The following is a 26,547-nucleotide window of genomic DNA, read 5'->3' on the forward strand; positions in this document are numbered from 1 at the left end:
TACCGTTCAGCCAGAGAAAAAACGCGCACGAGTGAAAATTTCTCTTCCCTCAAACTGGCATAATTAAGACTATGCATTTTTCTAACACCCCTGCACCGCGCCCGAGCGGTCTGCTTCGCGTGGCAAGCGTGAATGTGAACGGTATCCGAGCCGCCTACAAGAAGGATATGGCGGCGTGGTTGGCGAGCCGTGACATCGACATTCTCTGCCTGCAGGAGGTGCGCGCACCCGACGCTATCGTGCGTGAGCTGCTGGACGAATCCCAGTGGCATATTCTGCACGCGGAGGCTGCCGCGAAGGGCCGCGCCGGTGTGCTGGTGGCGACCCGCCGCACCCCGAACTCGGCCGGTGAACTCCTGGAGAACCAGCCGGTAGCGACCCGTTCGAATATTGGCGAAGAGTACTTTGACGATTCGGGCCGCTGGGTTGAGGCGGACTACGTTCTGCCCAACGGCAAGACTCTGACCGTGGTCAGCGCCTATGTTCACTCCGGTGAGGTCGGCACCCAGAAGCAGGACGATAAGTACCGCTTCCTGGAGCGCATGCTGGTGCGCATGCCTGAACTGGCAAAGCACTCGGACCACGTACTCATCGTGGGCGATTTGAACGTGGGCCACACCGAGCTGGACATTAAGAACTGGAAGGCTAACCAGAAGCATGCCGGCTTCCTGCCGGAGGAACGCGCCTACTTTGACCGCTTCTTCGGCGATATCGGCTACCGCGATGTGGCTCGTGAGCTGGCGGGTCAGGTGCCCGGCCCCTACACCTGGTGGTCTTACCGCGGCAAGGCGTTCGATAATGACGCAGGCTGGCGTATCGACTACCACATGGCGACCCCGGCGCTCGCCGAAAGCGCCGTGGAAGCGGTCGTGGACCGCGCGGCAAGCTACGATGAGCGTTTCAGCGATCACGCGCCGCTCGTGATTGACTACCGCATCGGTGAGTAAGACGCGGACCCACCTACAGATAAGTTTTTTGAAGATGTGCTGCACCGTCCGCAGCACCGCACAGGAAGAACTGCACAGGAAATAACTATGGCAGACGAAAAGAAGCAGGATAAGTCCCTCATCCCTAACGCCTCTCAGCAGAAGGCGCGTATCTACTCGGGTGCACAGCCGTCGGCTGATTCGATGCACCTGGGTAACTACATTGGTGCTGTGAACAACTGGGTGGCGTTGCAGGACGACCCGAATAACGAATGTCTGTTCTTTATCCCGGATATGCACGCCATCACCGTTCCTCAGAACCCCGAGGAGCTGCGTGAGCGTACCCGCCTGACCGCGGCGCAGTACATCGCCTCCGGCATTGACCCGACCCGCACCCCGCTGTTCGTGCAGTCGCACGTGCCCGAGCACGCCCAGCTGGCGTGGGTTCTGAACTGCTTCACCGGCTTTGGCGAGGCGTCCCGTATGACCCAGTTCAAGGACAAGTCCCAGAAGCAGGGCGCCGAGAACGCCTCCGTGGGCCTGTTCACCTACCCGATTCTGATGGCTGCCGACATCCTGCTCTACCAGGTGGACGGCGTGCCCGTGGGCGAGGATCAGCGTCAGCACCTGGAGCTGACCCGTAACCTGGCTCAGCGTTTCAACTCCCGTTTCGGTGAGACCTTCGTGGTGCCCGAGCCGGTGATTCTGAAGGAAACCGCTAAGATTTACGACCTGCAGGACCCGACCTCGAAGATGTCCAAGTCTGCAGCGACCGACAAGGGCCTGATCAAGCTTCTGGACACCCCCAAGACAACCCAGAAGAAGATTAAGTCCGCCGTGACCGATGACGGCTCCGTCATCGCCTACGACCGCGAGGCTAAGCCCGGCGTCTCCAACCTGCTCTCCATCTACTCGGCAATGACCGGCGAGAGCATCGACGAGATTGTGGCACGCTACGAGGGCAAGATGTACGGCCACCTGAAGGTTGACCTTGCCGATATCGTGGTGGAGCGCCTCACCCCGGTGCGTGAGCGTACCCTCGAGCTTATGGACGACCCCGCCGAGCTGGACCGCCTGCTGGCTGTGGGCGCATCCGCTGCCCGCGAGATCGCTACGGTCACCATTGAGAACGTGTACAAGAAGGTTGGCTTCCTGCCTGCCGCAGCAATCTAGCGCGCTGTTCAGCCAAATCGGCTGAGACGCCGCATTACCTGCACGATTGAGATGACAGCACAAGAGAACTCTTTGAGCCCCACGACGGCTCCTGTATCCCCGACCCTGAAACCCGGTCGCCGCTACCTGAGCGTTATTGCGCACGTGAGCGGTGAGAATGCTCAGCGCCTGGAAAAGTGGAAGCGCGCGGTAGCCGGTGGTGCGGTGGCGCCTATCAGCACCCACGTGACCGTGTACCTGACGGAGCTGAACGAGTCTTTATTGGCTGCGGTGCAGTCCCCGCAGTTCCGCGAGGCACTGGACACGCCGCGTTTTGAGGCACGCTGGGGTTCGGTACACTCCTTCCGCCCGGTAACCGAGGTGGAGTACCTGAACCTGGAGGCGGGTAAAACCGAGTTCGAGCAGATTCACCAGAAGCTGGTTGAGCTATTCGGTGCCGGCGCGGCATCCTTCCCCTACGTGCCGCATGTGACCCTGGGCCACGGCTTGAGTGAGGAGCAGGTGGCGAACGCCCGCAAGGTGTTTGACGCTCTGCCCGCCGAGCAGCGTACCTTCACCGTGGATCACCTGCACTGCTACTCCTACGATGGGCAGAACTGGGAAGAAATTGGGGGTCTGCCGCTGCGTTAGTGGCTGGCGCATAAACCCTGCATGCACAAAGAGAGATGCGACCGATAGGTTATCGGTCGCATCTCTCTTTATGTTTTCGCTAGGTTTGCTTCAGCGTGAGAACCCTAGCGGGAGTGGCCCTCGTGAGGCTCGCCAGACTCGTGCGCGTCAGCCGAAGCCGAGGAGGAAGCAGCGCCGTGTGCCTCAGAACCGTGAGCCTCAGCCTCAACCGGTGCAGCGTTCGCAGAAGAAACACCCAGGATCTCGTTCGGGGTCTTCGGAAGCTCCACGCTCATCAGCTCCTTCGGAGCTGCCGGGTTCGACAGGGACACCGCAATGAGCTTCTTGGTCGCCGGATCGGTCACGTAGGCGGTCTTACCGTCCACCCACAGTGCCGGACGCTCGTCCTGCCACGTCTCAGACTCGGTCCACGCCTCCATGAGCTGTACGGAGCCCAGCTCCGCGCCGGTCGCCGGATCGAAGACGCGCAGCTTACCGTCGGTGGTCAGCAGCAGCGCCTCACCTTGAGGGCCACGAGCCAGCGAACGGAAGGTGTAGCTCACGCCAGAAGGCAGGGAGTAGACGGTGCGGGTTGCCGCAACGGTGTCGATAATGGAGAACTTCTCGGGGCGCTCCAGCTTAGCGTCCTTGTCGGTCTTGTAGTCCGCCAGAACGTACTGGGAGTCAGCCTTACCGGCCTGGTTACCCGAGCGGGAGTAGGGGTCCTCGGGGTTGGTGATCTTGGTGAACTTGCCGTCCTTGTAAACCAGCGCGCCGTCGGTGCAACCGATGGTGAACGCGCCGTCCTTAGCGATGGCTTCACCGTGAACGCCGGGGCAGGCGGGGCTCTCGGTGACGGTCTTGCCCTGAGCATCCACAACAGCGGCACCGGTGCGGGTCTTCGAGTCGCCGACCGCTACCAGGTACTGGTCATTGGGCAGCGGGATTGCGAAGCCGTGGTGCGGCTTCGGCAGGGTGACGATGGTGGTCTCCAGAGAGGAAGCGGTGCGCTTATCGTGGGTCAGCTTCGCCGGGTCGTACACGGCGAAGGAGCCGGTGCCGTCAGCGAATGCCGCGACCTTGCCGTTGTCCTTGATGACGTGACCGGTGTGGTCAGCCGCCAGAGACAGCGAGGACAGCGACGGGGAAGTGGTGTAGTAGTGCGAGTGGTCGCCGTGCGCTACAGACCATACGCCGGTGTCCAGGAAGGTGTAGCTGTTGCCGTCTGCAACGACGAGGTGGCGGTTATCGCCAGCGTCGGAGAGGCGCAGGAAGCCTTCCTTGGGGATGTCTGCGAGCAGCTTCATGTCCTTTGCGTCGTAAACGAGCACGCCGCCGTCGTAGGTGATGGCGACGCGGCTTGCCGCGCCCTTGCCTTCGGTGATGGGGGCGGGGGTTGCGCTCGCGGAGGTGGAGGCGCTGGGGTTGGTCTGTGCGTTCTGGGTGGTCTGTGCGTTCTGGGAGCCGCATGCGGCCAGGGCGAGGGCGGCTACAGCGCCGAGTGCACCGGCGCGGGTGAGGAAAAACTTACGGGTCATGTGCATGCACCAAGACTAACATGAGAATGGTTCTCTATAGCGGTTGATCCTTGGCTCGTATCAGACTCTGGAAGTGTAGCCCACGCCGGGTGCGTAAGGCATTCCGACCCCCGCCCAGCCGCAGGGAGCTTCCTTCCGCGCCCCACTAGGCAAAAGCCCTGAAACCGCCCGCAAAATGACCCATTAGGGCAAAAGAAAACCGGCTCCCTTCCGAAAAGAAGAGAGCCGGTCTCTAGAGGTATCTTTTGCTCGAGTAAGGCTCATGTGCCTACTCAGGGCTAAAAATTTAGAGGAGGTTGTTCAAGCCTCGCGCCTTGATCTCACCCACGGCATCCTTGACGGCCTGTGCCTTGGAGCGCGGTGCGACCAGCAGGGCATCGGGGGTGTCCACCACGACGATGTCGTCGAGGCCAATGATAGAGATCTTACGCTCGGTGTTTGCAACAACGATGCCGGAGCAACCGTGGTTAATGACGTTGTCCTTCTCGCCGAGGATAGTCAGCTCTTCGCCGCTCTTCTCGGTGTTCAGGCGTGCCACGGCGTCGAAGTCTCCAACGTCGTCCCAGCTGAAGGAGCCGGGAACCATTGCGACGTCGCCCGCTGCTGCTGCGGGCTCAGCCACAGCGTAGTCGATAGCGGTCTTCGGCAGGGTCTCCCACACGCGGTCCATAACAGCCTCACGCTCGGGGGTGTCCCAAGCATTAGCGATTTCCATAATGCCCGCGTACAGCTCGGGCTCGTTCGCCTCGAGGTGCTTGAGCATCAGGGCTGCCGGTGCCACGAACATGCCTGCGTTCCAGGTGTACTCACCGGAATCCAGGTACTTCTGTGCGGTAGTGGTGTCCGGCTTCTCCACGAAGGTGTCCACTGCGTGTGCATTGGGAGCACCCTCGATGCCCAGGGACTCGCTGGCATGAATGTAGCCAAACGCGCTGGAGGGCTCGGTGGGGGTAATGCCGATGGTGACAATCTTGCCGGTTGCCGCGGTGATGACAGCTTCGGTCACCACGCGGTGGAACTCGTCCACCGGGCTGATGACGTGGTCAGCTGCGAAGGAGCCGATGATGGCGTCCGGTTCGCGGCGGTGGATGATAGCGCAAGCCAGACCGATAGCTGCAGCCGAGTCCTTGGGGGAGGGCTCCAGTACCAGGTCAGCGGCACGCAGCTCAGGAATCTGCTGGGTAACCGCATTGGCGTGCGAAGTGCCGGTAACTACCATGACGGAACCGTTGCTGAGATCGATGAGACGGTCGTAGGTGTCACGCAACAGGGAATTGCCCGACGAGGTAAGGTCGAGCAGGAATTTCGGGGCATGCGCGCGGGACAGGGGCCACAAACGCGAGCCAACACCGCCGGCGGGAATAAGCGGGCGGAATCGAGTGAGTGCAGTATTCATCGCTTCAAGAATAGCGGGTGAATTTGTCATATATCGAATTCTTTTAGGTTTTAACAAAAAAGTGTCAGGCGGCTCTCATTTAGGTGATGTTTGAGGTTAGGTTAAGGTAAGTTCCGTACAAACACAGGGGATTAGGGGATATCGTAAAGAAAATGTGCCCTAATTTGCTTTTAGAACCTGTAAAAAAACCCTAAACAGGGTGTCAGTAAGCTGTGAATTTACCTGATATCTTGGAAGTAACAGACGAACAAAAGCAGTCGGTGAGCACACAGCTGTGCCTGGAAGCTGGGGCCTAAAAATGCGGTACCAGAACCCAGACGCTCGCCGTCGCAGCAGGAGGTTATTCAGTGTTGAATGGTTCTAAAGGAACCCTCTACCGCGGCCGCTGGGGCATGTGGTCCTGGGTTGCTCATCGCATTACCGGTATCGCGATTTTCTTCTTCCTTCTTGTACACATCCTAGATACTGCCGTCGTGCGTATCTCCCCGGAGGCCTACAACGGTGTACTGAGCCTGTACAAGAACCCCATCATGGGCCTGGGCGAGACCGCGCTTGTCGCCGCCATCGTCTACCACGCGTTCAACGGTATTCGTATTATCCTTATTGACTTCTGGGGTAAGGCAACCAACTCGCACGTGGAGCACATCCAGGCGAAGAACAAGGACGGCAACGTCGAAATCAGCCAGAAGGCAACCTACATGCACATCAAGATTCTCTGGGTTGTGCTTTTCCTCTGGGCAATCACCGTTGCTGGCTTTGCCGCACGTCACCTGCCGATCGTTTTCTCGCACATGGGAGGTCACTAAACTATGGCTACTCCGCTTAAGCCCCGCACCTATGTACCCCGTCTGCGTGACAACCGCATCGACGGTGTGAAGTACAACCGCTCCTCCTCCAAGCGCAACAACTTTGAGATGTTCGCTTGGCTGGGTATGCGCCTGTCCGGCGTCGTACTCGTCGTGCTGATTTTCGGTCACCTGTTCTCCAACCTCATGGTCGGTGACGGTATCCACGCCATCGACTTCGGCTTCGTGGGCGGCAAGTGGGCTAACCCCTTCTGGCAGGTCTGGGATCTGCTGTTGCTCTGGCTGGCTATGTTGCACGGTGCTAACGGCATCCGCGTCATCATCGATGACTACGCTGAGAAGGACCGCCTGCGCGTTTGGCTGAAGGTCATCCTCTTCGCAGCATGTGCATTCGTCCTGCTGGTTGGTACCCTCACCATCTTCGCGTTCGACCCCTGCCCCTCCGGCGCAGCGGCTGAACTGCTCCCCAGCTTCTGCTCGGCACGCTAACGGCGACGTATCCGAGACAAACGAAAACATCTAAAACACAGAAAGAACATCATGCAGGTACATAAGTACGATGTAGTGATCGTCGGTGCCGGTGGCGCAGGTATGCGTGCCGCCATTGAGGCCGGTCAGCGAGTTCGCACCGCGGTACTGACCAAGCTATACCCCACCCGCTCCCACACCGGTGCTGCACAGGGTGGCATGTGCGCCGCTCTGGCTAACGTTGAAGAGGATAACTGGGAGTGGCACACCTTTGACACCGTCAAGGGTGGCGACTACCTGGTTGACCAGGACGCAGCAGAAATCATGGCTAAGGAAGCTATTGACGCTGTGCTCGACTTGGAGAAGATGGGTCTTCCCTTCAACCGAACCCCCGAAGGCCGCATTGACCAGCGCCGCTTCGGTGGTCACACCCGTGACCACGGTAAGGCTGCTGTGCGCCGCGCATGCTACGCAGCTGACCGTACCGGCCACATGATTCTGCAGACCCTCTACCAGAACTGCGTTCGCCACAATGTGGAGTTCTACAACGAGTTCTACGTTCTCGACCTGATCCTGGTCAAGGACGAAGAGGGCAAGCCCCGCCCCGCCGGCGTTGTCTCCTACGACCTGGCAACCGGCGAGGTCCACGTCTTCCAGGCTAAGTCCGTGATTTTCGCATCCGGCGGCTGCGGCAAGATCTTCAAGACCACCTCCAACGCACACACCCTCACCGGTGACGGCATGGCTATCGCACTGCGCGCAGGCCTGCCCCTGGAAGACATGGAATTCGTCCAGTTCCACCCGACCGGCCTGGCCGGCCTGGGCATTCTCGTCACCGAGGGTGCTCGTGGTGAAGGCGGTATTCTCCGTAACGCTGACGGTGAGCGCTTCATGGAGCGCTACGCACCCACCATTAAGGACCTCGCACCCCGCGATATCGTGGCACGTGCAATGGCAAACGAGGTGCGCGAAGGCCGCGGTTGCGGTCCCCACAAGGACTACGTGCTGCTGGACCTGACCCACCTGGAGCCCTCCCACATCGACGAGAAGCTGCCCGATATTACCGAGTTCGCTCGTACCTACCTGGCAGTGGAACCGCACCACCAGCCCATCCCGGTGTTCCCCACCGCGCACTACGCAATGGGCGGTATCCCCACCAACAACGAGACCGAGGTCTACCACAACAGCGAAGAGACCATCCCCGGCCTCTACGCAGCTGGTGAGGTTGCTTGTGTGTCCGTCCACGGTGCAAACCGTCTGGGCACCAACTCCCTGCTGGACATCAACGTGTTCGGTAAGCGTGCAGGCCGCAAGGCTGCAGAGTACGCAGCATCCGCTGAGTTCGTGCCGGTTCCGGACGACGCTGCAGATCGCGTTCTCAACATGCTCAACGGCATCCTCGAAGGCAAGGGCACCGAGAAGGTCGGCGCTATCCGCGCAGACCTGCAGAAGGCTATGGAAGCTGACATGCAGGTGTTCCGTACCGACGAGACCATCCGCGCAGCACTGGCAACTATCGCTGAACTGGAAGAGCGCTACAAGAACATCGCCATCCAGGACAAGGGCAAGCGCTTCAACCTCGACCTGCTCGAGGCTGTTGAGCTCGGCTTCCTGATTGAGCTGGCAAAGGTCATGTCCGTTGGCGCGCTGCACCGTAAGGAATCCCGTGGTGGTCACTACCGCGAGGACTTCCCCAAGCGTGACGACGTTAACTTCATGAAGCACTCGATGGTCTACCTCGACCCCGAATCCGAGTTTGAGGGTGTCAAGGGTCTGCGATTCGAAACCAAGCCCGTTGTCTACACCCGCTACGAGCCGAAGGAGCGTAAGTACTAAAATGGCTGAAAACGAACTCCCCGAACCGGAATCCGTCAAGCTGTTTGAGGGTATGACCGGCGGCGACTCCGACTCCATCCCCACCTACGATGTGGTCATCAAGATTCGTCGCTACAACCCGGAAGTTTCCTCCGAGGCGTACTGGGACGAATTCCCGCTGACCATGTACCGCACCGACCGCGTGCTCGACGCTCTGCACAAGATTAAGTGGGAAGTAGACGGCTCCGTCTCCTTCCGCCGCTCCTGTGCACACGGCATCTGCGGCTCGGACGCGATGCGCATCAACGGCCGTAACCGCCTGGCTTGCAAGACCCTGCTGAAGGACCTTGACCTGACCAAGCCGATTACCGTTGAGCCCATCAAGGGTCTGCCCTGCGAAAAGGACCTCATCGTTGACATGGAGCCCTTCTTCCAGGCATACCGCGAGATCATGCCGTTCTTCATCAACGACTCGAACGAGCCTGAGCGTGAGCGCCTGCAGACCATTGAGGACCGTGCACGTTTCGATGACACCACCAAGTGCATCCTCTGTGCAGCATGTACCTCCTCCTGCCCGGTCTTCTGGACCGACGGTCAGTACTTCGGCCCCTCCGCTATCGTGAACGCACACCGCTTCATTTTCGACTCGCGCGACGATGCAGGCGACCTGCGTCTGGAAATCCTCAACGACAAGGAAGGCGTGTGGCGTTGCCGCACCACCTTCAACTGCACCGAGGCTTGCCCCCGTGGCATCCAGATCACCAAGGCTATTGCCGAGGTGAAGCAGGCAATCCTGAGCCGTTCGCTCTAATTTGAGTACGCGGTATCAGCTGATACAGCATTGACGATTCAAGCCGTCACCCACACCGGGTGGCGGCTTGAATTGTTTGACAGAACAAGTCTGATGGAAATGATGGAGTAGAGCATTTTCAGGGGATTGGGAGCGCACAAAAACTCTTCACAATCTGTCATAAAGTCATAGATATTCTCGAGTGCTGTCAGATAGGGGCAGTGGGTAGGTAAACCTCGGCGGGCGGCGTTATTCTACTGTGTATGGTTTTCGCTAATTCTCGCTACGATTTGTCCACCCCTGTCTTCGACGACTGGGTGGAGCGCATGATGGGTACCCTCGTGCAGTTCCGCCGCGAAGTGCACGCCAACCCGGAGCTTTCCTTCCGTGAAGTGGCGACCACTGAGCGCCTCATGAATCGACTGCGAGAAGCCGGCATGAACCCCGTCGCTTGCGAAGGTACCGGCTGCTACGTCGATATTGGAAGCGGCCCCTTCGCTGTGGCTCTGCGCGCCGATATTGACGCTCTGCCCATTGTTGAGCAGACCGACCTGCCCTACGCTTCTACCGTGCCCGGCGTGATGCACGCCTGCGGCCACGATATTCACCAGACCGTCATGCTCGGTGTGGCGCTGGCACTGCACGAGCTGAACGAGAAGACCCCGCTGGGCCGTAGCGTCCGCATTCTTTTCCAGCCCGCTGAGGAACAGCTGCCCGGCGGTGCGGTGCAGATGATTTCGCAGGGTCTGCTGAAGGACATTCCGCGCGCCTTTGCCCTGCACTGCGACCCGAAGGTGGACCTGGGCCAGATTGGTACCCGTATCGGTGCGATTACTAGCGCATCCGACACCATCAAGATTCACCTGAGCGGTCACGGCGGCCACACTTCTCGCCCGCACCTGACCGAAGACCTCATCTACGCCATGAGCCAGATTGCTGTGCAGGTTCCCGCCGTGCTGACCCGCCGCACCGACGTTCGTTCGGGTGTGCTGGTGGCATGGGGCCAGGTCAGTGCTGGCGTTGCCCCGAACGCTATTCCCGCCGAGGGCTACCTGGCGGGTACCATGCGTTGCCTGGACGTTGAGGTTTGGCGCCAGGCAGGCAACCTGCTGGACGAAGTGATCGAGCAGGTCGCTGTACCCTTCGGCGTGAAGGCGCGGGTGGAGCACATCCGCGGCGTACCCCCGGTCGTGAACACCGATCTGGAAACCACTATGCTCGAGAACGCAGCCCGCGCTGAGCTGGGCGAGGACTCCATCGTGCTGGTCGAGCAGTCCATGGGTGGCGAAGACTTCGCGTGGATGCTTCAGGAAGTTCCCGGTTCCATGTTCCGCCTGGGTACCCGTGCCCCCGGCGACCCCACCTATGATCTGCACCAGGGCGATTACGCCCCGAGCGAGCAGGCAATCGGCATTGGTGTGCGCGTCATGGCGGCAACCGCCCTGCGCGCCGTCCGCTTTGAACTGGCGAAGGCTGCGAAGGCTGCGAACCCCATCCGCGATGAGGCGCGCTAAAGAGCCACTCGAAAGCTTATGAGTCAGGTGTAAAGACGCGACTATTTCGCCACATCAAGCCTTGAAAGCTGTACAAGTTTCACCCCGTCACCTCTCACCGAGTGACGGGGTGAAACTCTATGCACGCGATAGAATTAAAGGGATTATGAGGACATTTGCGTTATGTTCCCGACCCCGTGCCCACACACCCTCGGGGGATGAAGGAAATGGCGCATCATCACACGGCGCACGCCGGAGGAGGACACCCAATGAGCTTCTTTGGAATCGGCAAGAAGAAGTTGGATGAACAGTCGCGCGAAGAACAGAGCGCCGAAACTGCCAAGGCTCAGAAAGAACAGGCAAGCGAAGACGCTCCCAAGAGCGCACGACTGAGCGAAAAGATTATGGAACAGCAGCAGTGGGAGGACTCCCTGCGCCGCTTCGTGAAGTCTGAGAGCGCACGCCACCAGAACCAGGACGATGAGCAGAGTGAAGAGCACCGTGCTGTTGAGGATCTCAAGCGTGCCCTCCTGCACGATGACGAACAGGTTGAAGAGAATCCCTCTGCTGAGGAACTGACTGAAGAGCAGGTTGAGGAGCAGGAGCGCCGTAGCCTGTTGGCGGCGCTTGGTGCTTTCCCCCAGGAATCTGAGGAACCTGTTGAGGTTGAGCAGGTCGCTGAGGTCCAGGACATTGAAGAAGATGCTGCTCCGGTTGCTGAAGCACCCGAGCCGGCTACCCCTGCGTTCCTGCGTGATGATGAAGAGGTTACCTCTGAGGCTGAGGAGCCGAAGGACGCTGCGGAGGATGCGCGATCCCAGTTTGAGAAGCACCTGCGTGCTGTGCGTGCTGAGAACACCGAAGATGAAGCCGATGAAGAACCTGAGGTGACTGCACCCGCAGCAGTAGAGGCAACTGAGGAAAAGTCGGAGAACACTCATTCTGTATCTGAGGCTTCTTCCGCCGATGCTGAGGAAACCCTGACTGTTGAAGACATGAAGGCAGCTCGTACCCGCGCCGCCGTCACCGAGGCACAGAACGCTGGTCTGGATGATTTGGCGGCAGCCTACGCGGCACGCCTGGGCATCACCCTCGATAGCGAAGAAGAGACCTTTAGCGAGGTTGCTTCCGACGAGGTGACCGCTGAGGAAACTACTACTGAGGTAGTTGCTGAGGATGCAGACTCTGCTGAATCCGCTGAGATTACTGAACCCGTCGAAGAGGCTGAAGAAGAACAGATTGAGGCTGTCGTTGAGGCACCCGAACTGTTGGCGGTTGAAATCACTGACGAGGAGAATGCGGTTTCTGACGAGACTGAGCTGATGTCTGCTGTATCCGTTGAGGAGGAACGTGAAGTATCCGCCTCTGAATCGTTCGAGGCTGAGAGCCTTGACGCTGAAGAAGAGAACACCGCTGAGCTAATTTTTGATGCTTCCGCTGTTGAAGAAAGCACAGCGGAAGAACCCGCTGTGGAAGAGACCGAAAAGGTAACCTCCGAGCCGGTAGCATTCGGAACCAAGGTTGAGGACTCTGCATCTGAGGAATCTGAAGACACCGACTCTGCGGACGACGAGCCCGCCAAGAGTACCTCTGCAGCTCCTGGTGTCGCGCTTGCCGCCGCTGTTGCGGCACCCGCCGCTGCGGTTGCTGCTTCGACTGCCTTCAAGAGCGAAAACGCGGATGAGAAGGCAGAGAAGGGCAACTCCCAGGGCGTCGCATTGACTGCAGAGGGCATCGACAAGAAGGAAGCCGAGAAGCACGAGGCTACCTCGGCTACCGGTGAAGAATCCGCTGAGGAATCCGCCGCTGAGCTGAAGGAAGCCGAGCAGAAGCTCAGCGAAGACGAAGCTGAACTGGTTGCCGAGTCCATCATCCTGAGCGAGCCCGCAGAGGGCGCAGCGACCCTGCCCGCTCTCCCCAAGCAGCGTGCCCTCTATGGCCTGGCGGAGCTCATGCGCACCCGCGGTTCGGGCACCATGAGCCTGGAACTGCGCCAGGTGGATGAGGATATGCACTACCGTCTGCTGCACCGCGGTCGCGAGGTCGAAACCGGCATTGTGGTGCCCGGCATTGACTGGTTCGCACCCGTGGCGGCACTGTACACCGAGGCTCAGCAGGCCGGCGCAACCTGGAACCGCGCGGCGGTCTCTCTGAACCCGCGTCTAGGTGACGGCCTGGAGGTTCACGCATCCTACCTGGGTATGGCGGACGGCCAGACCACCCGTGAGAGCTTCCTGCTGGAGGGCACCGCTGTCGAGGCTAAGCCCGTTGCAACCGCTGAGGCTGCTGAGGCTACTTCGCAGGAGGAGACTCAGGAAGCTGCTGTTCAGCGTGCTGACTCGGTTGAGGCTGAGCGTGAGGCTATCGAGCGTGAGCTGGAGGCTGAGCTTGCTCAGAAGCAGGCGGCTAACGAGGCTGAGGCCGCTGTTGAATCCACTGAAGAGCCTGTCGTTGAGGCTGCTGAAGAGGGTACCTCTTCGGGTCTGCTGCCTGCCGCCGGTCTTGCTGCGGCCGGTACCGTAGCGGCTGGTGCCGCTGTCGCCTCCGCACAGGAGAAGGAAGACGTAGAGGAATCTGTCGAAGCTTCTGACGAACCTGCTCAGACTGAGTTTGCGCCGGTTGAAGCTGAATTCGAGCACGATTACGAGAACGACCCGGTCTTCGGTGCGGCTACCGTAGAGCCCGAGACTGAGCAGGCTGAAGAGTCTGCCGCTGAGGCATCTGAGGCTTCTGAGACCTCCGCTGAGGAGCTTGATGAGTCTGGCGAAGACATGGAAGCCGCCCTGGCTGCCATCGTTGCCAACGCTCAGAAGAAGCTGGATGCAGAGGAAGAAGCTCCTGCCGCTGAGGAAACTGCCGCAGTTGCTGAGGAAGCACCCGCTGAGGAAGCTTCGGCTGTCGAGGAGCAGAAGGCTGCCGCTCCCGTGGTCGCAGAGTCCTTCACCCTGGACCGCACCCAGCCCGTTGAAGAAGCTGCAGAAGAGCCGGTCGCAGAGAAGGCTGAAGAGCCCGCCTTGCCCGCGTTCCTGGACGACTCTGAACTGCTGGCTGAGCAGGAGACCTCCGCTGCTTCCGCTGAAGCGCACGCTGAGGCACCTGCCCTGGAAGACGCTGAGCCCGTCGCTGAGAGCGCATCTGTGGCACCCGGCCTGGCTGGTGCTCTTGCCGCAGCTGCCGCAGTGGGCACCGCCGGTGCCGCTGCGAAGGCTACCGGCGTTCAGGAAGAGCCCGCTGAGAAGGTCGCTGAGCTCAAGATCGTTGAGGTGACCCCCGCAGCTAAGATTGCTGAGGCTCCCGTAGCGCTTGCGCCCGCCTCCGAGGCTACCGCTCAGACTGCACCGGCAGCACCTGTAGCAGAGGCGGCACCCGCTGCGGCGACCACCCCGGTTGCCCTGCCGGAGAGCACCCCGGCAGGTATCTCCTCCAGCATCTCGGCATCCGCGCTGAGCGAGCTCAACCAGCTGCCCACCATCGTGGCTGAGCCGGACACCCCCTCCGCCGCGGTGCAGAGCCCGCTGGTTCCCTCGGAGACTCAGCTGGCAGCCGGTAACCTGGTTCTGACCGAGGCTCAGGTCGCTCAGCGTCTGGCGCCGGTCGTCGAGCACCTCTTCAGCGAGAACGGCACCGCAAAGGACGCCACCACCGTGCTGATTCGTGTACGCGCTCTCGGCTCCTACTACGACGCCCTGACCCACGTGCGCCGCAACGGCTTCTGGGAGCAGGTCCGCACCTTCGAGCTGATTCCCGAAACCCTGCTGGACATTCCGGCACTGAAGACCGACTCGTACAGCGAGGGTGAGGGCTCGCCGCTGGCTATGAGCCTGACCTTCACCCCGGGCGTGCCGGTTCAGGCGGCATTCGATTATGCGAATGAGCAGGCGTTTGTCACCTACCCGCGTCCGCTGGATGCTGAGCGTTACGTTGAGGAGCTGCGCATGTTCCCGCGTCTGGGTTCGAAGATCCCGGCTCATATGACGAGCGCGCTTTCGCACTGGAACCTCTAAAACCTTGTAAGGTGCGCCGCGCCGGCTCCCCGTGTGGGGGTCGGCGCGGCGCGCTATGTTTGTCATTTTTTCGACGAGGAAGATTGTTATGACTGATACCCCTAATACTCCTGAGGCTTCTGCGGCGCAGAACGTTCAGGACACTGCTGCCCGCGCGGCTGAAGCTTTTGGCGCCCTGGTGGAAACCATGGCGCTGCTGCGTGCACCGGGCGGTTGCCCGTGGGATGCTGAGCAGACTCATGCCTCCCTAATCCGCTACCTGGTGGAGGAAGCCTACGAGGTTGTCGAGGCGGTAGAAACCGGTGGCGCGCCGAATATGCCGCTGTTGCGTGAGGAGTTGGGCGACGTGCTGCTGCAGGTGGTGTTCCATTCCGATATTGCTGCGGCAAACCCGCAGGGCTTCGACATTGTGCAGGTGGTTGAGGGCCTTGTGCAGAAGCTTCGTTCGCGCCACCCCGATGTGTTCGCAGCTGAGTCTGAGAGCTCTTCGGAGGCGCCCCGCACCGCAGCTGAGCAGCAGGCGGCGTGGGATGCGTTGAAGAAGAAGGAGAAGAGTGACCGTGGCGCGCTGGACGGTATTCCGCCGCATCTGCCGGCGCTCGCTATGGCTGAGAAGACTGCTGTGAAGGCACGTAAGGCGGGTATTATTCTGCCGCCGGAGCCTACGAGCATGGAGGACGACCTGCGCTATATGCACACTGAAGAGGAGTTCGGCGAGCTGCTCTTTGCGTTGGTGAGCCGCGCACAGCGTAATGGTTTGGATCCGGAGCGTGCCCTACGTTCGTACACTCGTCGCTATATTGCTCAGCATACGCATGATGAGCCGAGCTATTAGAAACGGTGGTTGAGTTCTTCTGTGAGGCGCTTTGAAATCTGTTCTCTGAGGGAATAAGAGGTTTCAAAGCGCCTTCTGTTTGTTTGGGGTTGTGTTGGGTGGCCGTGAGGATGCTCGTGGCACATGCCCCGGCATTTGGGCTCATGTTGTGCTTTGGTCGAGTACCCACACCCTCCCAATGTGGGGGAGTGTGGGTCTTGTTCCGCTTTGTAGCGCCTGACTAAGGGTTATTTAGACCTTCAATAAGGCAATAAAAAAGCGGTGGCAACTAGTGTGTTTGTGTGGGAGTTTTGCTAGAATTTAGGGGACGCGACTTGTCCACTACCGGGTGAGCCGTTCACATCCTTGACATCTCATAAGGAGAACAATTCATGGCTGTTATTACCGCAGTTCACGCACGCCAGATCCTGGATTCCCGTGGCAACCCGACCGTTGAGGTTGAGGTTCTGCTCGAAGACGGTGCTTTCGCACGCGCAGCTGTGCCCTCGGGCGCATCCACCGGTGAGTGGGAAGCTGTTGAGCGCCGCGATGGCGACAAGTCCGTATACCTGGGCAAGGGTGTTCTGGGCGCAGTGAAGTCTGTTATCGAAGAAATCGCTGAAGAGGTCATCGGCATTGAGGCTTCCGACCAGCGCGCTGTTGACGCAGCCATGATTGCTCTGGATGCAACCAACAACAAGGGCAAGCTGGGCGCAAACGCAATCCTGGGTGTCTCCCTGGCTGTTGCTAAGGCAGCTGCTGAGTCCGCTGATCTGCCCCTGTACAAGTACCTCGGCGGCCCGAACGCTCACGTTCTGCCCGTCCCCATGATGAACATCCTCAACGGTGGTTCTCACGCAGACTCCAACGTTGACATCCAGGAGTTCATGATTGCTCCCATCGGCTTCGACAACTACTCTGACGCTCTGCGCGCAGGTGTTGAGGTTTACCACTCCCTGAAGTCCGTGCTGCACGACCGCGGCCTGGCAACCGGCCTGGGCGACGAGGGTGGTTTCGCACCCAACCTGGAGTCCAACGCAGCCGCACTGGACCTGATCGTTGAGGCAATCGAGAAGGCTGGCTACAAGCCGGGCGAGCAGGTTGCACTGGCACTGGACGTTGCATCCTCCGAGTTCTACAACGACGGCGCATACGAGTTCGAGGGCCAGAAGAAGTCCGCAGCTGAGATGAGCGCATACTACGCTGACCTCGTTGCAAAGTACCCCCTGGTTTCCATTGAGGATCCCCTGGATGAGAACGACTGGGAGGGCTACAAGACCCTGACCGAGCAGATTGGTGACAAGGTCCAGATTGTCGGTGACGACCTGTTCGTGACCAACCCCGAGCGTCTGGCTCGCGGTATCGAAGAGGGTGCAGCTAACGCTCTGCTCGTGAAGGTGAACCAGATTGGTTCGCTGACCGAGACCCTCGACGCAATGGAGCTGGCACAGCGCCACGAGTACCGTTGCATGGTTTCTCACCGTTCCGGTGAGACCGAGGACGTCACCATCGCTGACCTGGCTGTTGCAACCAACGCTGGCCAGATCAAGACCGGTGCTCCCGCACGTTCCGAGCGCGTTGCTAAGTACAACCAGCTGCTGCGCATTGAGGAAGAGCTGGGCGAGGCAGCTGTTTACGCTGGCAAGTCCGCATTCCCCCGCTTCAAGGCATAAGTTACTGAAGCATCCGACCGCGTAAGCGGTTAGACGTCAAGGAGGCGGTGCTACCCCGTAGGGGAGTGGCACCGCCTCCTTCTCTGTGCGCGATCTATCAGCTCAGGTATGCCGTGGCAGGGTAGAATGTATCGCTTGCAACATAGAGCTGGGGAAGCCCTCCGAACCCGGTAGAATATGAAGGAAGCGTTTAGCGGCACAGAACGGAACGAGGGATAGAGCAATGAGCCAGCGAGCAAACCAGCAGACCCGGTCGCACTCTACGAGTTCCACTGCACCCGCTCAGGGCGCTACCGCCTCCGATGCGCCGCGTGGCGCCGCTAAGGAAGCCCGCACCTCCCTGATGAAAAAGGCTAGTGCCCTTTTCTTCGGCGTGGGCTTGAACCAGCGCCACCCTGAACGTGAACGTCAGGCGCAGGCTCGCCGTGAGGAGCGTGCCCGCCGCCGCGCCGCAGCCCAGCAGGGCAGTGAAGAGGGCGGATACGACGCCCCCGTGGCGGCTCATATGTTCTCCGGTCGTAGCTTCCTGACCGCTGTTGTGGTGGGCGTGATTGCGCTCGGTACCGCTTACCCGGTGGTCACCTACATTGACCAGGATCGGGAAATCAAGCAGATCAACACGCACATTTCCCAGCTGCAGCAGGAGAACGCCCAGCTGAAGGCGGAGCAGACCTGGTGGAACGACGACAACTACGTTCGTCAGCAGGCACGTAGCCGCCTCTACTATGTGAACCCCGGTGACACCCCCTACGTTGTCACCGGCATTACCGAGGACTCCACGAAGGCTGACGGTACTTCTGCGAATGCGAAGAACGCCCCCGAGGACGCCTGGACCACGAAAATCTGGGATTCTCTCGAAAAGAACTAGCTCCAGCCACCGGCAGGAACCCTGCCTTGGCAAGCACCCGGCACAAGCGGACGAGGTGACCCCTCGTTCCAGGAACTTAGGATTATGAGCACCGAAAACACCATTGAAGAGCTGAAGGCACGCACCCCCGGCGGCTTCGGCGTAACTGTTGAAACCCTGACCCCCACCGAGCAGGACATCCGCGTTCTCTCCGCGCAGCTGGGCCGTAAGGTCCGCGACGTGGTTGAGATTCCGGCACGCTGCGTGTGCGGTAACCCGCTTGTGGCTGCGACCGCGCCGCGCCTGAGCAACGGCACCCCCTTCCCGACCGTTTTCTACCTGGCGCATCCGGTGATTACCGCTGCGGCTTCCCGTCTGGAGGCGGGCGGCCTGATGTACGAGATGACCGACTCGCTGGCTGAGGACGCCGACTTGGCGGCACAGTACGCTGCCGCACACGAGAACTACCTGGCTGAGCGTGAGCGCATCCGCCTGATCAGCGGCACCGAAGAGGTCCCGGAGATTGACGGTATCTCTGCCGGCGGTATGCCGACCCGCGTGAAGTGCCTGCACGCTGTTATCGGCCACACTCTGTCGGTGGGTCGCGGCGTGAACCCGATGGGTGACCGCGGCCTGGACGCTATCGCCGAGTGGTGGACCCCCGAGGTCTGCTCCTGCGACCCCGCGTGGCGTGAAGAAGCCTAAATATTGATTCTGGTGCGCCCGCATCGTCTTGAAGGACGGTGCGGGCGCATAATAGATAGAAGAAAGAGCGCCGAAAAGCGAAAATTTTTCGCCTACGGCGCTCGCGTTGCCTTTTGGCACTGATTGGTATTGAAGACCTGAAAGGAACCCACCGTGCGCGTTGGAGCGATTGACTGCGGTACGAACTCTATTCGCCTGCTGATTGCTGATTCCACTACTGAGGTGGTGGACGGGGTCGAGAAGACCGTCCTGAAGGACGTTGTGCGTGAGATGCGCATTGTGCGTCTGGGTCAGGGTGTGGACGCGACCGGCTGGCTGGCGCAGGAGGCGCTGGACCGTACTTTCGCTGCGGCTCGTGAGTACGCGCAGTTGCTGAAGGAGCACGGCGCTGATTCGGTACGTTTTGTGGCGACCAGTGCGACTCGCGATGCGGGTAACCGTCAGGTGTTTGTGGACGGTATCCGCGAGATTTTGGGTATTGAGCCCGAGGTTATCAGCGGTGATGAGGAAGCTGCTCTGTCCTTTGCTGGTGCGGTGCGCGCTGTTGGTTACGGCGACGGTGACACCCTGGTGTTCGACCTGGGCGGCGGTTCGACTGAGTTCGTGCTCGGTGACGAGTCGGGTGTGAAGGCTTCCCGCAGCGTCAATATTGGTTGTGTGCGTCTGACTGAGCGTCACATGATGAGCGCCCCGTCGACTGACTCGCAGATTGCCCGTGTTGAGGCTGATACTGACGAGGCTCTCGAGGTGGCTCGTAAGACTGTGCCCCTGCAGGATGCACGCCGTGTGGTGGCTGTGGCTGGCACCGCGACCACTGTGGCTGCCGCTGCGCTGGGTCTGGACCGCTACGATTCTGAGGCTATTAACGCTCAAAGCTTCTCCGTAGAGACCGTTCAGAAGACCGCCCGCTGGTTGGCTTCGCTGAGCCGAGCCGAGCGTGAGGAGCTCGGCTACATGCACCCCGGCCGGGTGGATGTGATTGGTGCCGGCGCGACGATTTACGCTCGCATCCTGACCCGTCTGAATGAGATGACTGATGGTGCCGTGGATTCGGTGACCGTCAGCGAGCACGACATTCTGGACGGTATCGCTCTGTCCCAGCTGTAGGCTTGAGCGCTCGCGCCGTGAACCGATGGTGGTTCGCGGCGCGGCTCAGCTTGAGGAGTTTTAATGTTCCATTCTGAGCGTCGGCGAGGTATGCCCCTGCCCGGCTGGTCTGTTGCGCCGTCTTTCGCCTGTGCGTCTCGTGTATTTGGTGTGCGCGCTTCGGTTGGTTCTGACCGAGGCGCTACTCGCCGCATCCCTAAGGTTGCAGCTTTGGGCGCTAGTGCCGCGTTGACTCTTCTGCCGTTGTGGACTCCGCTGGCGCCTGCCGCTTGGGCGACTGACCCGACGCCTTCTGCTTCTGCGTCGCCGAGCCCTAAGAGGGAGGTGACGGCGACTCCTTCGCCGTCGGGTACTGCGGTGCCAAAGACTTCTGCGACTCCGAGTCAGGGCGCGTCAACCACGAATGGTGATGATGTCCGTCAGCGTGAGTACTGGCTGAAGGAGTACGGCATTACGTCCTTGTGGTCGCAGGCTACGGGTAAGGGCGTGACGGTTGCTGTGATTGATACGGGCGTGGACGGTACCCACCCGGATCTTGAGGGTAATGTTCTGCGCGGTTATGACGCCTCGGGCGTGGGCAGTGAGGACGGCTGGAAGGGCCTGGGCGCTGAGCCGATGCACGGCACGGAGGTCGCTTCTCTGATCGCCGGTCACGGTCACGATACGCGGGGCTATTCTGCAATTGCAGGTCAGCCGGGTAAGCCGACCGGTGTGATTGGTGTAGCTCCCGATGCGAAGATTCTGCCGATTTCGCTGAATATGGGTACGACCGGCGGTAAGAGCATTGATGAGCAGATCCCGGCGGCGGTGCGTTACGCGGTCGATAATGGGGCTCAGATTATTAACATGTCCATTGGCTCGAATAAGACGAGCTGGCCGCAGAGCTGGGATGAGGCGTTTGCCTACGCTGAGCAGAAGGGCGTGCTGATTGTTGCGGCTGCGGGTAACCGCGGTAGCGGCTTGACGCAGGTTGGTGCTCCGGCGACGATTCCTGGCGTGTTGACGGTGGGCGGTATTAACCGGAATAAGCAGGTTTCTGAGGGCTCGTCGACTCAGGGCATTTCGATTGCTGTGGTTGCTCCGAGTACGGATATGATTGCGGCTGCTCCGGGTAACGGGTACATGATTTGGTCGGGTTCTTCGGCTGCTGCTCCGTTGGTGACAGGTGTTGCTGCGTTGTTGAAGCAGAAGTATCCGAAGGAGTCTGCGGCTCAGTTGGCTCAGCGTTTGATTGCTTCGGCTGATGATGAGGGCGCTACGGGTCGTGATCCGCTGTACGGCTACGGTGTGTTTAACCCGCAGGATGCGATGGCTTTGGCGGCGCCTACGGTGACGGCGAATCCGTTGGGTTCTATTTCTGAGTGGATTGTGGTGCACCGTAAGCAGCAGGTGAGCGATCCGACTCCTAGCGATGCTGCGCCGGTCCATGAGGAGGGTGAGAGCATTGTGAAGGCGGCTGCGCCGGATGCGCGTCGCCCTCCGGAGGATCGTGGCTGGTTGCCGCCGGTGATTTTGGCGGCGCTGGTGTTGTGGCTGACGATTATTACGGCTGGTTCGGTGCATCGTTTGCACAGGATGCATGTGAGCGCGGGGCAGGCTACGCGGATGGCTCGTGCGGCGGCGCATCATCCGGGGTCTCATCGGGGTACTCGCCGCGTGTCGAAGAAGTCTCAAGAAGCTGCACGGAAGAGTGCTCGCCGGACCTCTCGTTAGTACTGTTTGATGACGTTTTTCTGTTGTACAGTGGCTTTTCTGTTCGCCCGGGGCTGACTTTTGAGTTGGCCCCGGGCTTTATTGTTTGGGTTGGGGGTTCTGGCAGGATAAGCAGTAATAAACGAAAATATCGAACACGCCGCGTAAAAATCAGAAAGGGTGTTTTTGACCGTAACCACCATTAAGGGGTGAACCCCGTTCAGATGCGCAAAACTTTTAACTTAGGGTGCGCCCTGAGACGGCATAAGTGCGAAATTACCTAAACAAAGGCGTAAAATAGAAGATAACAGGTATGTGATAGACAGGCTCGTGCTGCTAGCCACTTCGCGTTGCGCAAGGACTTCCAGAGCGGGCCGCTTTGTTCGTCAGGGGAGCTTTCGGAACGACCCGAAAGTTGCACATACCACCCTACCGGGGCTACCGAACCTCGGTACCTAAAGACTAGGAAGTAACAAAATGGCATTCACTAAGGTGGCACAGGACCGTCCTCGCGTCCTGATCGTCGGTGGCGGCTACGTCGGCTTCACCGTTGCTAAGAAGATCCAGAAGGCTATCAAGGAGACCGGTGGCGTTGTCACCATCGTTGAGCCGAACCCCTACATGACTTACCAGCCCTTCCTCCCCGAGGTTGCAGCAGGTTCCATGGAAGGCCGTAACGCAACTGTGCCGCTGCGCCAGCACCTGCGCGACACCGAGCTGATTCCCGGTCGCGTTGTCTCCATTGACCACGCAAACCGCACCGCTGTCGTGGAGCCCACCGATAACGGTGAGCCCTTCGAGCTGAAGTACGACGAGATCGTCCTCGGCGCAGGCGCTGTGACCCGTGCATTCCCGATTCCGGGTCTGGCAGAGGTTGCTATCGGTCTGAAGACCATTGAAGAGGCAGTCTCCGTTCGTAACTGGGTTCTGGACCGCATCGAGGTCGCGTCCATGCTGTCCGACGCTGAAGCACGTCGTCGTGCCCTGACCTTCGTCATTGTTGGTGGTGGCTTCGCTGGTGTTGAGACCATCTCCGAGCTCGAGGACATGGCACGCGTTGCTGTGGAGCGCAACGAGCGTCTCTCCGTTTCCGACCTGCACTTCGTCATGGTTGAGGCTGCACCGCGCATCATGCCCGAGGTCCCCGCAGACCGTGCAGAGAAGGTTGTTGCAGAGCTGCGTGCACGCGGCATCGAGATCCTGCTGAACACCTCCCTCTCCGACGCAACCGACGGCAACCTGCAGCTGATCAACATGGCTGACAAGTCCCCCGCAGGCGAGATCAAGACCGACACCCTGATCTGGACCGCAGGTGTGGCAGCATCCCCGATGCTGAAGAACACCGACTTCCCGATCGACGAGCGCGGCCGCGTTCGCGTGAGCGCAGACCTGCGCGTCACCGGCGACGACGGCGTGGTCGAGGGTGCTTGGGCTGCAGGCGACAACGCAGCTGTTCCGGATCTCTCCGGTGGCGGTGTGGGCGGCTTCTGCGTTCCCAACGCTCAGCACGCTTCCCGCCAGGCTGTTGTTCTGGCTAAGAACCTGCTGGCTGCTCGCCGCGGCGAGCCCCTGACCGACTACTACCACGAGACCATCGGTGTTGTGGCAGGTCTGGGCCTGTGGAAGGGCGTTGCAAACTTCAAGGGCAAGACCATTGGCGGCCCGCTGGCATGGATTATGCACCGCGGCTACCACGGCTCTGCAATCCCCACCACCGAGCGTACCGTTCGCGTTATGACCACCTGGGCTCTGAACCAGATCTTCGGTCGCGACACCTCCTCGATTCGCCACCAGCGTTCCCCGCGCCTGGCATTCCAGGAAGCAACCGGTACTGCACCGGCACGCCAGAAGGCAAAGCTCTAAAATAGCCTGACTTAGGGGTACGCCCCTGGGATAGCGCATTTGAGATAAAAGCAATGGGCGGTGCGGAAGACTTTGGTCTTCCGCACCGCCTATTTTGCGCCTGGATGCTTGCGAGCTGTCTAGCTTAGCTCCCCACCAGCGCTTTTGCGTGATGCTTGCTGCGGTGGGGTGCGGGGAACTGTTTGAAATGTGTCTCTGCTTAGATTCGGGTGCGTTTTCGTGGAATAATAAATATTTGTGTCCCGGACTGTTCGGGATACGCCCTCATAGTCCAATTGGCAGAGACAGAGGACTTAAAATCCTTGTGTTCTGGGTTCGAGTCCCAGTGGGGGCACTGCATAGACACGCGTAGATGCGCGGTATAGATAGGCGGCGGCTCTTCCCGTAGGGGAGGAGTCGCCGCTCGCGTGTTTGAAGGTTTACATGTCTGGGTTTTTTTGGGGGGGGGGTAAAAGACGATGCCCCCGACCAGTTCGGTTGCCATGGGGATGCCCACCTGCTCGAAGGAAGCGATGGTACCCGTGGGCTCCACTCTCAAAAACGCCCGCATACCGTCTTCTGGAGCCCAAAAACATGAGACCCTATATAGAGACACAGCCACAGACGCACCTCCGCCTGAATGGGGTAGTAGAGTCAGAAAGGCACAACATGCAGACTAAGCCCTCCATCATTGCCGTCGATATGGATGGCACCTTCCTCACCGACTCCAAAACGTTCGACACCGAACGTTTCTCGCGCATCCTATCCCGCCTGCAGGCGCAGGGCATCCACTTTGTTGTGGCGAGCGGAAACACCTACGCCAAGCTGCAGGACTATATGCGCGGCTTCGAGAACCAGGGTCTCATCTATATCGCTGAAAACGGTGCGTATCTTGCCGATGAGAGTGGCAAGCTTGCCGTGCATCCCTTTCTGGACGAAGATGTGCCGCGCATTATTGAGGTAGTGCAGGGATTGGACCGGATCGGTCTGCTGGTTTGCACCACCGAAGGTATCTACCTGCCCAAGGACCGTTGCGACCAGATTGTGCACATGATTCGCGGCTATTTTGAAGACACCGGTCAGGAGCTTCCCGAAACCCTCACGTTGGAGGACTTTGCGGCGTTCTTCTTCCCCGGCTCGGTCATGGTTGACTCTGTTGAGGATTTTGAGGGCGCACCCATTAAGTTCCCGCTGTTGACTCCGCCTAAGCAGACGCAGCAGTTGAGCGTTTACCTGCGTGAGGTTCTTCCGCAGACCGTCACTCCGATGGTTAGCGGCTTCGGTGCCATTGATCTGGTGCGTACCGGTGTCAATAAGGCGACCGGTCTGGAGGACCTGTGCGAGCGTCTGGATGCTGATCCGGCGGGCATTCTTGCCTTCGGTGACGGTGAGAACGACATGGAAATGCTCCGCTACGCGGGCTGGGGTGTTGCCATGTCTAATGCCCCGGAGGTTGTGCGAAATGCTGCTGATGAGGTGATTGGCTCGAACGAGGAACAGGCAGTTCTGGAGTATCTGGAACAGCTCCTGGACCGTTTGGAAGCTTCGCACTAGACGCTTCACAAAGAGACGCGCAGAAGCCTTTGCATGCGGGGCGGCGCGGGCCTGGGTGAACCTCAGGTAAACACCGCCCTGAAATATTCTGGCAAGGTCGCTAGAAGCCCATGCTGGTAACGAACAGCGCCCGTGAGCACAGAATCTATCCGATATAATTAACAGAATTAGTTTTGTACCCGTTTAAGGAGAGAAAGATGGCGGGAAACCCGCTTCTGAATTCAATGACGAAGAATGTCACTCAGGGTGACTCTCGTTTCGGTCGTTTTGGTGCGCAGCCGCAGCAGACCAGCCAGCAGGCGCAGTACGGTCAGCAGGCACAGTACGGTCAGCAGCAGACCTATGGCCAGTACGGTCAGCAGTATGATCAGCAGGGCTACGGCCAGAACACCTACGGCCAGCAGCCCTATGGCCAGCAGTATGGTCAGCCCCAGTACGGTCAGCAGGCACAGTACGGCCAGCCGTACGGTGAGGCTGACTACGGCGTAGCAGCCCCCACCTACTCGGAGCCCATCCCCGCCGGTGAGCGCCTGACCATGAACGATGTCTTGGTTAAGACCGGTATCAACCTGGGCCTGGTCGCTGTCGGTGCCGCTGTTGCATGGAATGCACCGGTGCTGCTGCTCCTGGGCATGGTTGGCGGTCTGGTCCTGGGTCTGGTGAACTCCTTCAAGAAGAAGGTTTCCCCGATTCTGGTCATGACCTACGCGCTCATGGAAGGTCTGCTACTCGGTGGTCTGTCCGCTGTTGTGGATATGCGCTACCCCGGCGTGGCAGTTCAGGCGGTTCTGGCAACCCTCGTGGTTGCGGGTGTGACCCTGGCTCTCTTCGCCAACGGCAAGATTCGCACCACCCCCAAGCTGAATAAGATTTTCATGATTGGTGCGCTCAGCTACCTGGGTTACGGCCTGGTGTCCATGCTGACCGCGGGTATCTTCGGTTCCTCGCTGAACAGCTTCTCCATCGGCGGTATTCCGCTGGGTCTGGTCGTTGGTCTGTTCGCTGTCGCGCTGGCAACCTACTCGCTGCTGCTGGACTTCACCACCACCTCCGAGGCTGTGGAGGCGGGCCTGCCCGAGCGTGAGTCCTGGCGCCTTGCTTTCGGCCTGACCGCTTCTCTGGTCTGGCTGTACGTTGAGATTCTGCGCGTTCTCATGTACCTGGCAAGCATCTTTAGAAACGACTAAAGCTCACTTTGAGGCGGCGGTACCGTGATGGTGCCGCCGCCTTTGCCGCTTTACTTCCCCGGTGCATCGAGGCGCGGGGAGAGCACACAATAACAACACCACACACCG

20 protein-coding genes and 1 tRNA gene are annotated in these 26,547 nt (G+C 59.8%); 19 read left to right on the forward strand and 2 right to left on the reverse strand.

The genetic code is table 11. The features are described from left to right. Positions 1-71: 71 nt before the first annotated feature. From O3649_RS06205 to O3649_RS06215, 3 genes are all read left to right on the forward strand, one after another. Positions 72-947: an exodeoxyribonuclease III gene (locus O3649_RS06205; RefSeq protein WP_371573329.1), complete on the forward strand. Its 876-nt coding sequence runs from the start codon at positions 72-74 to the stop codon at positions 945-947. Positions 948-1,034: 87 nt separating this feature from the next. Then, on the forward strand, positions 1,035-2,099 hold the full coding sequence (gene trpS / locus O3649_RS06210; RefSeq protein WP_005506815.1) for a tryptophan--tRNA ligase: 1,065 nt from the start codon (positions 1,035-1,037) through the stop codon (positions 2,097-2,099). Between the two features lie 72 nt (positions 2,100-2,171). Further along, positions 2,172-2,729, forward strand: coding sequence for a 2'-5' RNA ligase family protein (locus O3649_RS06215; RefSeq protein WP_005508969.1), 558 nt, complete (start codon positions 2,172-2,174; stop codon positions 2,727-2,729). A 104-nt stretch (positions 2,730-2,833) separates the two neighbouring features. Here the strand turns inward: O3649_RS06215 and O3649_RS06220 are convergent, their stop codons facing one another. Further along, on the reverse strand, positions 2,834-4,252 hold the full coding sequence (locus tag O3649_RS06220) for a hypothetical protein (RefSeq protein ID WP_371573333.1): 1,419 nt from the start codon (positions 4,250-4,252) through the stop codon (positions 2,834-2,836). 280 nt (positions 4,253-4,532) lie between these two features. Then, positions 4,533-5,642 carry a mannose-1-phosphate guanylyltransferase gene (locus O3649_RS06225; protein ID WP_314359994.1) on the reverse strand — a complete coding sequence of 370 codons (1,110 nt, stop codon included), beginning with the start codon at positions 5,640-5,642 and terminating at the stop codon, positions 4,533-4,535. Between the two features lie 347 nt (positions 5,643-5,989). Between O3649_RS06225 and sdhC the strand changes: the two genes are divergently transcribed. The 16 genes from sdhC to O3649_RS06305 all read left to right on the forward strand — a co-directional run bounded on the left by sdhC (position 5,990) and on the right by O3649_RS06305 (position 26,439). Then, positions 5,990-6,448 carry a succinate dehydrogenase, cytochrome b556 subunit gene (sdhC, locus tag O3649_RS06230; RefSeq protein WP_005508964.1) on the forward strand — a complete coding sequence of 153 codons (459 nt, stop codon included), beginning with the start codon at positions 5,990-5,992 and terminating at the stop codon, positions 6,446-6,448. A 3-nt stretch (positions 6,449-6,451) separates the two neighbouring features. Further along, positions 6,452-6,937, forward strand: coding sequence for a succinate dehydrogenase hydrophobic membrane anchor subunit (locus O3649_RS06235; protein ID WP_005506820.1), 486 nt, complete (start codon positions 6,452-6,454; stop codon positions 6,935-6,937). A 51-nt stretch (positions 6,938-6,988) separates the two neighbouring features. Continuing rightward, positions 6,989-8,752, forward strand: coding sequence for a succinate dehydrogenase flavoprotein subunit (sdhA, locus tag O3649_RS06240; protein WP_005506821.1), 1,764 nt, complete (start codon positions 6,989-6,991; stop codon positions 8,750-8,752). Position 8,753: 1 nt separating this feature from the next. Then, positions 8,754-9,542: a succinate dehydrogenase iron-sulfur subunit gene (locus O3649_RS06245; protein ID WP_005508960.1), complete on the forward strand. Its 789-nt coding sequence runs from the start codon at positions 8,754-8,756 to the stop codon at positions 9,540-9,542. A 242-nt stretch (positions 9,543-9,784) separates the two neighbouring features. Beyond that, a complete protein-coding gene (locus O3649_RS06250) occupies positions 9,785-11,035 on the forward strand; it encodes an amidohydrolase (protein WP_294646013.1) in 1,251 nt (416 codons plus the stop codon). A gap of 248 nt (positions 11,036-11,283) precedes the next feature. Further along, a complete protein-coding gene (locus O3649_RS06255; protein ID WP_371573335.1) occupies positions 11,284-15,018 on the forward strand; it encodes an ornithinee aminotransferase in 3,735 nt (1,244 codons plus the stop codon). Between the two features lie 88 nt (positions 15,019-15,106). Continuing rightward, the gene (locus O3649_RS06260; RefSeq protein WP_371573337.1) at positions 15,107-15,853 is read left to right on the forward strand and encodes a MazG nucleotide pyrophosphohydrolase domain-containing protein; all 747 of its coding nucleotides are present in this window, start codon (positions 15,107-15,109) and stop codon (positions 15,851-15,853) included. A 371-nt stretch (positions 15,854-16,224) separates the two neighbouring features. Next, positions 16,225-17,505 (forward strand): phosphopyruvate hydratase, encoded by a 1,281-nt coding sequence (eno, locus tag O3649_RS06265; protein ID WP_005506838.1) that lies wholly within the window; start codon positions 16,225-16,227, stop codon positions 17,503-17,505. A gap of 223 nt (positions 17,506-17,728) precedes the next feature. Continuing rightward, a complete protein-coding gene (locus tag O3649_RS06270; RefSeq protein ID WP_049358310.1) occupies positions 17,729-18,373 on the forward strand; it encodes a septum formation initiator family protein in 645 nt (214 codons plus the stop codon). A gap of 84 nt (positions 18,374-18,457) precedes the next feature. Then, the gene (locus O3649_RS06275; RefSeq protein ID WP_049352121.1) at positions 18,458-19,057 is read left to right on the forward strand and encodes a DUF501 domain-containing protein; all 600 of its coding nucleotides are present in this window, start codon (positions 18,458-18,460) and stop codon (positions 19,055-19,057) included. A 153-nt stretch (positions 19,058-19,210) separates the two neighbouring features. Beyond that, positions 19,211-20,164: an exopolyphosphatase gene (locus O3649_RS06280; RefSeq protein ID WP_049338698.1), complete on the forward strand. Its 954-nt coding sequence runs from the start codon at positions 19,211-19,213 to the stop codon at positions 20,162-20,164. A 63-nt stretch (positions 20,165-20,227) separates the two neighbouring features. Continuing rightward, positions 20,228-21,877, forward strand: coding sequence for a S8 family serine peptidase (locus O3649_RS06285; RefSeq protein ID WP_371573340.1), 1,650 nt, complete (start codon positions 20,228-20,230; stop codon positions 21,875-21,877). Between the two features lie 456 nt (positions 21,878-22,333). Next, a complete protein-coding gene (locus tag O3649_RS06290) occupies positions 22,334-23,719 on the forward strand; it encodes an NAD(P)/FAD-dependent oxidoreductase (RefSeq protein ID WP_005508952.1) in 1,386 nt (461 codons plus the stop codon). A 260-nt stretch (positions 23,720-23,979) separates the two neighbouring features. Beyond that, a tRNA-Leu gene (locus O3649_RS06295) sits at positions 23,980-24,053 on the forward strand. A 314-nt stretch (positions 24,054-24,367) separates the two neighbouring features. After that, positions 24,368-25,252, forward strand: coding sequence for a Cof-type HAD-IIB family hydrolase (locus tag O3649_RS06300; RefSeq protein ID WP_049358312.1), 885 nt, complete (start codon positions 24,368-24,370; stop codon positions 25,250-25,252). Between the two features lie 197 nt (positions 25,253-25,449). Then, the gene (locus tag O3649_RS06305; protein ID WP_049346804.1) at positions 25,450-26,439 is read left to right on the forward strand and encodes a Bax inhibitor-1/YccA family protein; all 990 of its coding nucleotides are present in this window, start codon (positions 25,450-25,452) and stop codon (positions 26,437-26,439) included. The last annotated feature ends 108 nt before the right edge of the window (positions 26,440-26,547 follow it).

It is taken from the genome of Rothia sp. 27098_8_29, from assembly GCF_041432785.1.
Lineage (GTDB): Bacteria > Actinomycetota > Actinomycetes > Actinomycetales > Micrococcaceae > Rothia > Rothia mucilaginosa.

Coding starts and splice junctions, on each gene's coding strand:
- O3649_RS06205 (WP_371573329.1), top strand. CDS start 72: ATGCATTTTTCTAACACCCCTGCACCGCGCCCGAGCGGTCTGCTTCGC.
- trpS (WP_005506815.1), top strand. CDS start 1,035: ATGGCAGACGAAAAGAAGCAGGATAAGTCCCTCATCCCTAACGCCTCT.
- O3649_RS06220 (WP_371573333.1), bottom strand. CDS start 4,252: ATGCACATGACCCGTAAGTTTTTCCTCACCCGCGCCGGTGCACTCGGC.
- O3649_RS06225 (WP_314359994.1), bottom strand. CDS start 5,642: ATGAATACTGCACTCACTCGATTCCGCCCGCTTATTCCCGCCGGCGGT.
- O3649_RS06235 (WP_005506820.1), top strand. CDS start 6,452: ATGGCTACTCCGCTTAAGCCCCGCACCTATGTACCCCGTCTGCGTGAC.
- sdhA (WP_005506821.1), top strand. CDS start 6,989: ATGCAGGTACATAAGTACGATGTAGTGATCGTCGGTGCCGGTGGCGCA.
- O3649_RS06245 (WP_005508960.1), top strand. CDS start 8,754: ATGGCTGAAAACGAACTCCCCGAACCGGAATCCGTCAAGCTGTTTGAG.
- O3649_RS06250 (WP_294646013.1), top strand. CDS start 9,785: ATGGTTTTCGCTAATTCTCGCTACGATTTGTCCACCCCTGTCTTCGAC.
- O3649_RS06255 (WP_371573335.1), top strand. CDS start 11,284: ATGAGCTTCTTTGGAATCGGCAAGAAGAAGTTGGATGAACAGTCGCGC.
- O3649_RS06260 (WP_371573337.1), top strand. CDS start 15,107: ATGACTGATACCCCTAATACTCCTGAGGCTTCTGCGGCGCAGAACGTT.
- eno (WP_005506838.1), top strand. CDS start 16,225: ATGGCTGTTATTACCGCAGTTCACGCACGCCAGATCCTGGATTCCCGT.
- O3649_RS06270 (WP_049358310.1), top strand. CDS start 17,729: ATGAGCCAGCGAGCAAACCAGCAGACCCGGTCGCACTCTACGAGTTCC.
- O3649_RS06275 (WP_049352121.1), top strand. CDS start 18,458: ATGAGCACCGAAAACACCATTGAAGAGCTGAAGGCACGCACCCCCGGC.
- O3649_RS06285 (WP_371573340.1), top strand. CDS start 20,228: ATGTTCCATTCTGAGCGTCGGCGAGGTATGCCCCTGCCCGGCTGGTCT.
- O3649_RS06290 (WP_005508952.1), top strand. CDS start 22,334: ATGGCATTCACTAAGGTGGCACAGGACCGTCCTCGCGTCCTGATCGTC.
- O3649_RS06300 (WP_049358312.1), top strand. CDS start 24,368: ATGCAGACTAAGCCCTCCATCATTGCCGTCGATATGGATGGCACCTTC.
- O3649_RS06305 (WP_049346804.1), top strand. CDS start 25,450: ATGGCGGGAAACCCGCTTCTGAATTCAATGACGAAGAATGTCACTCAG.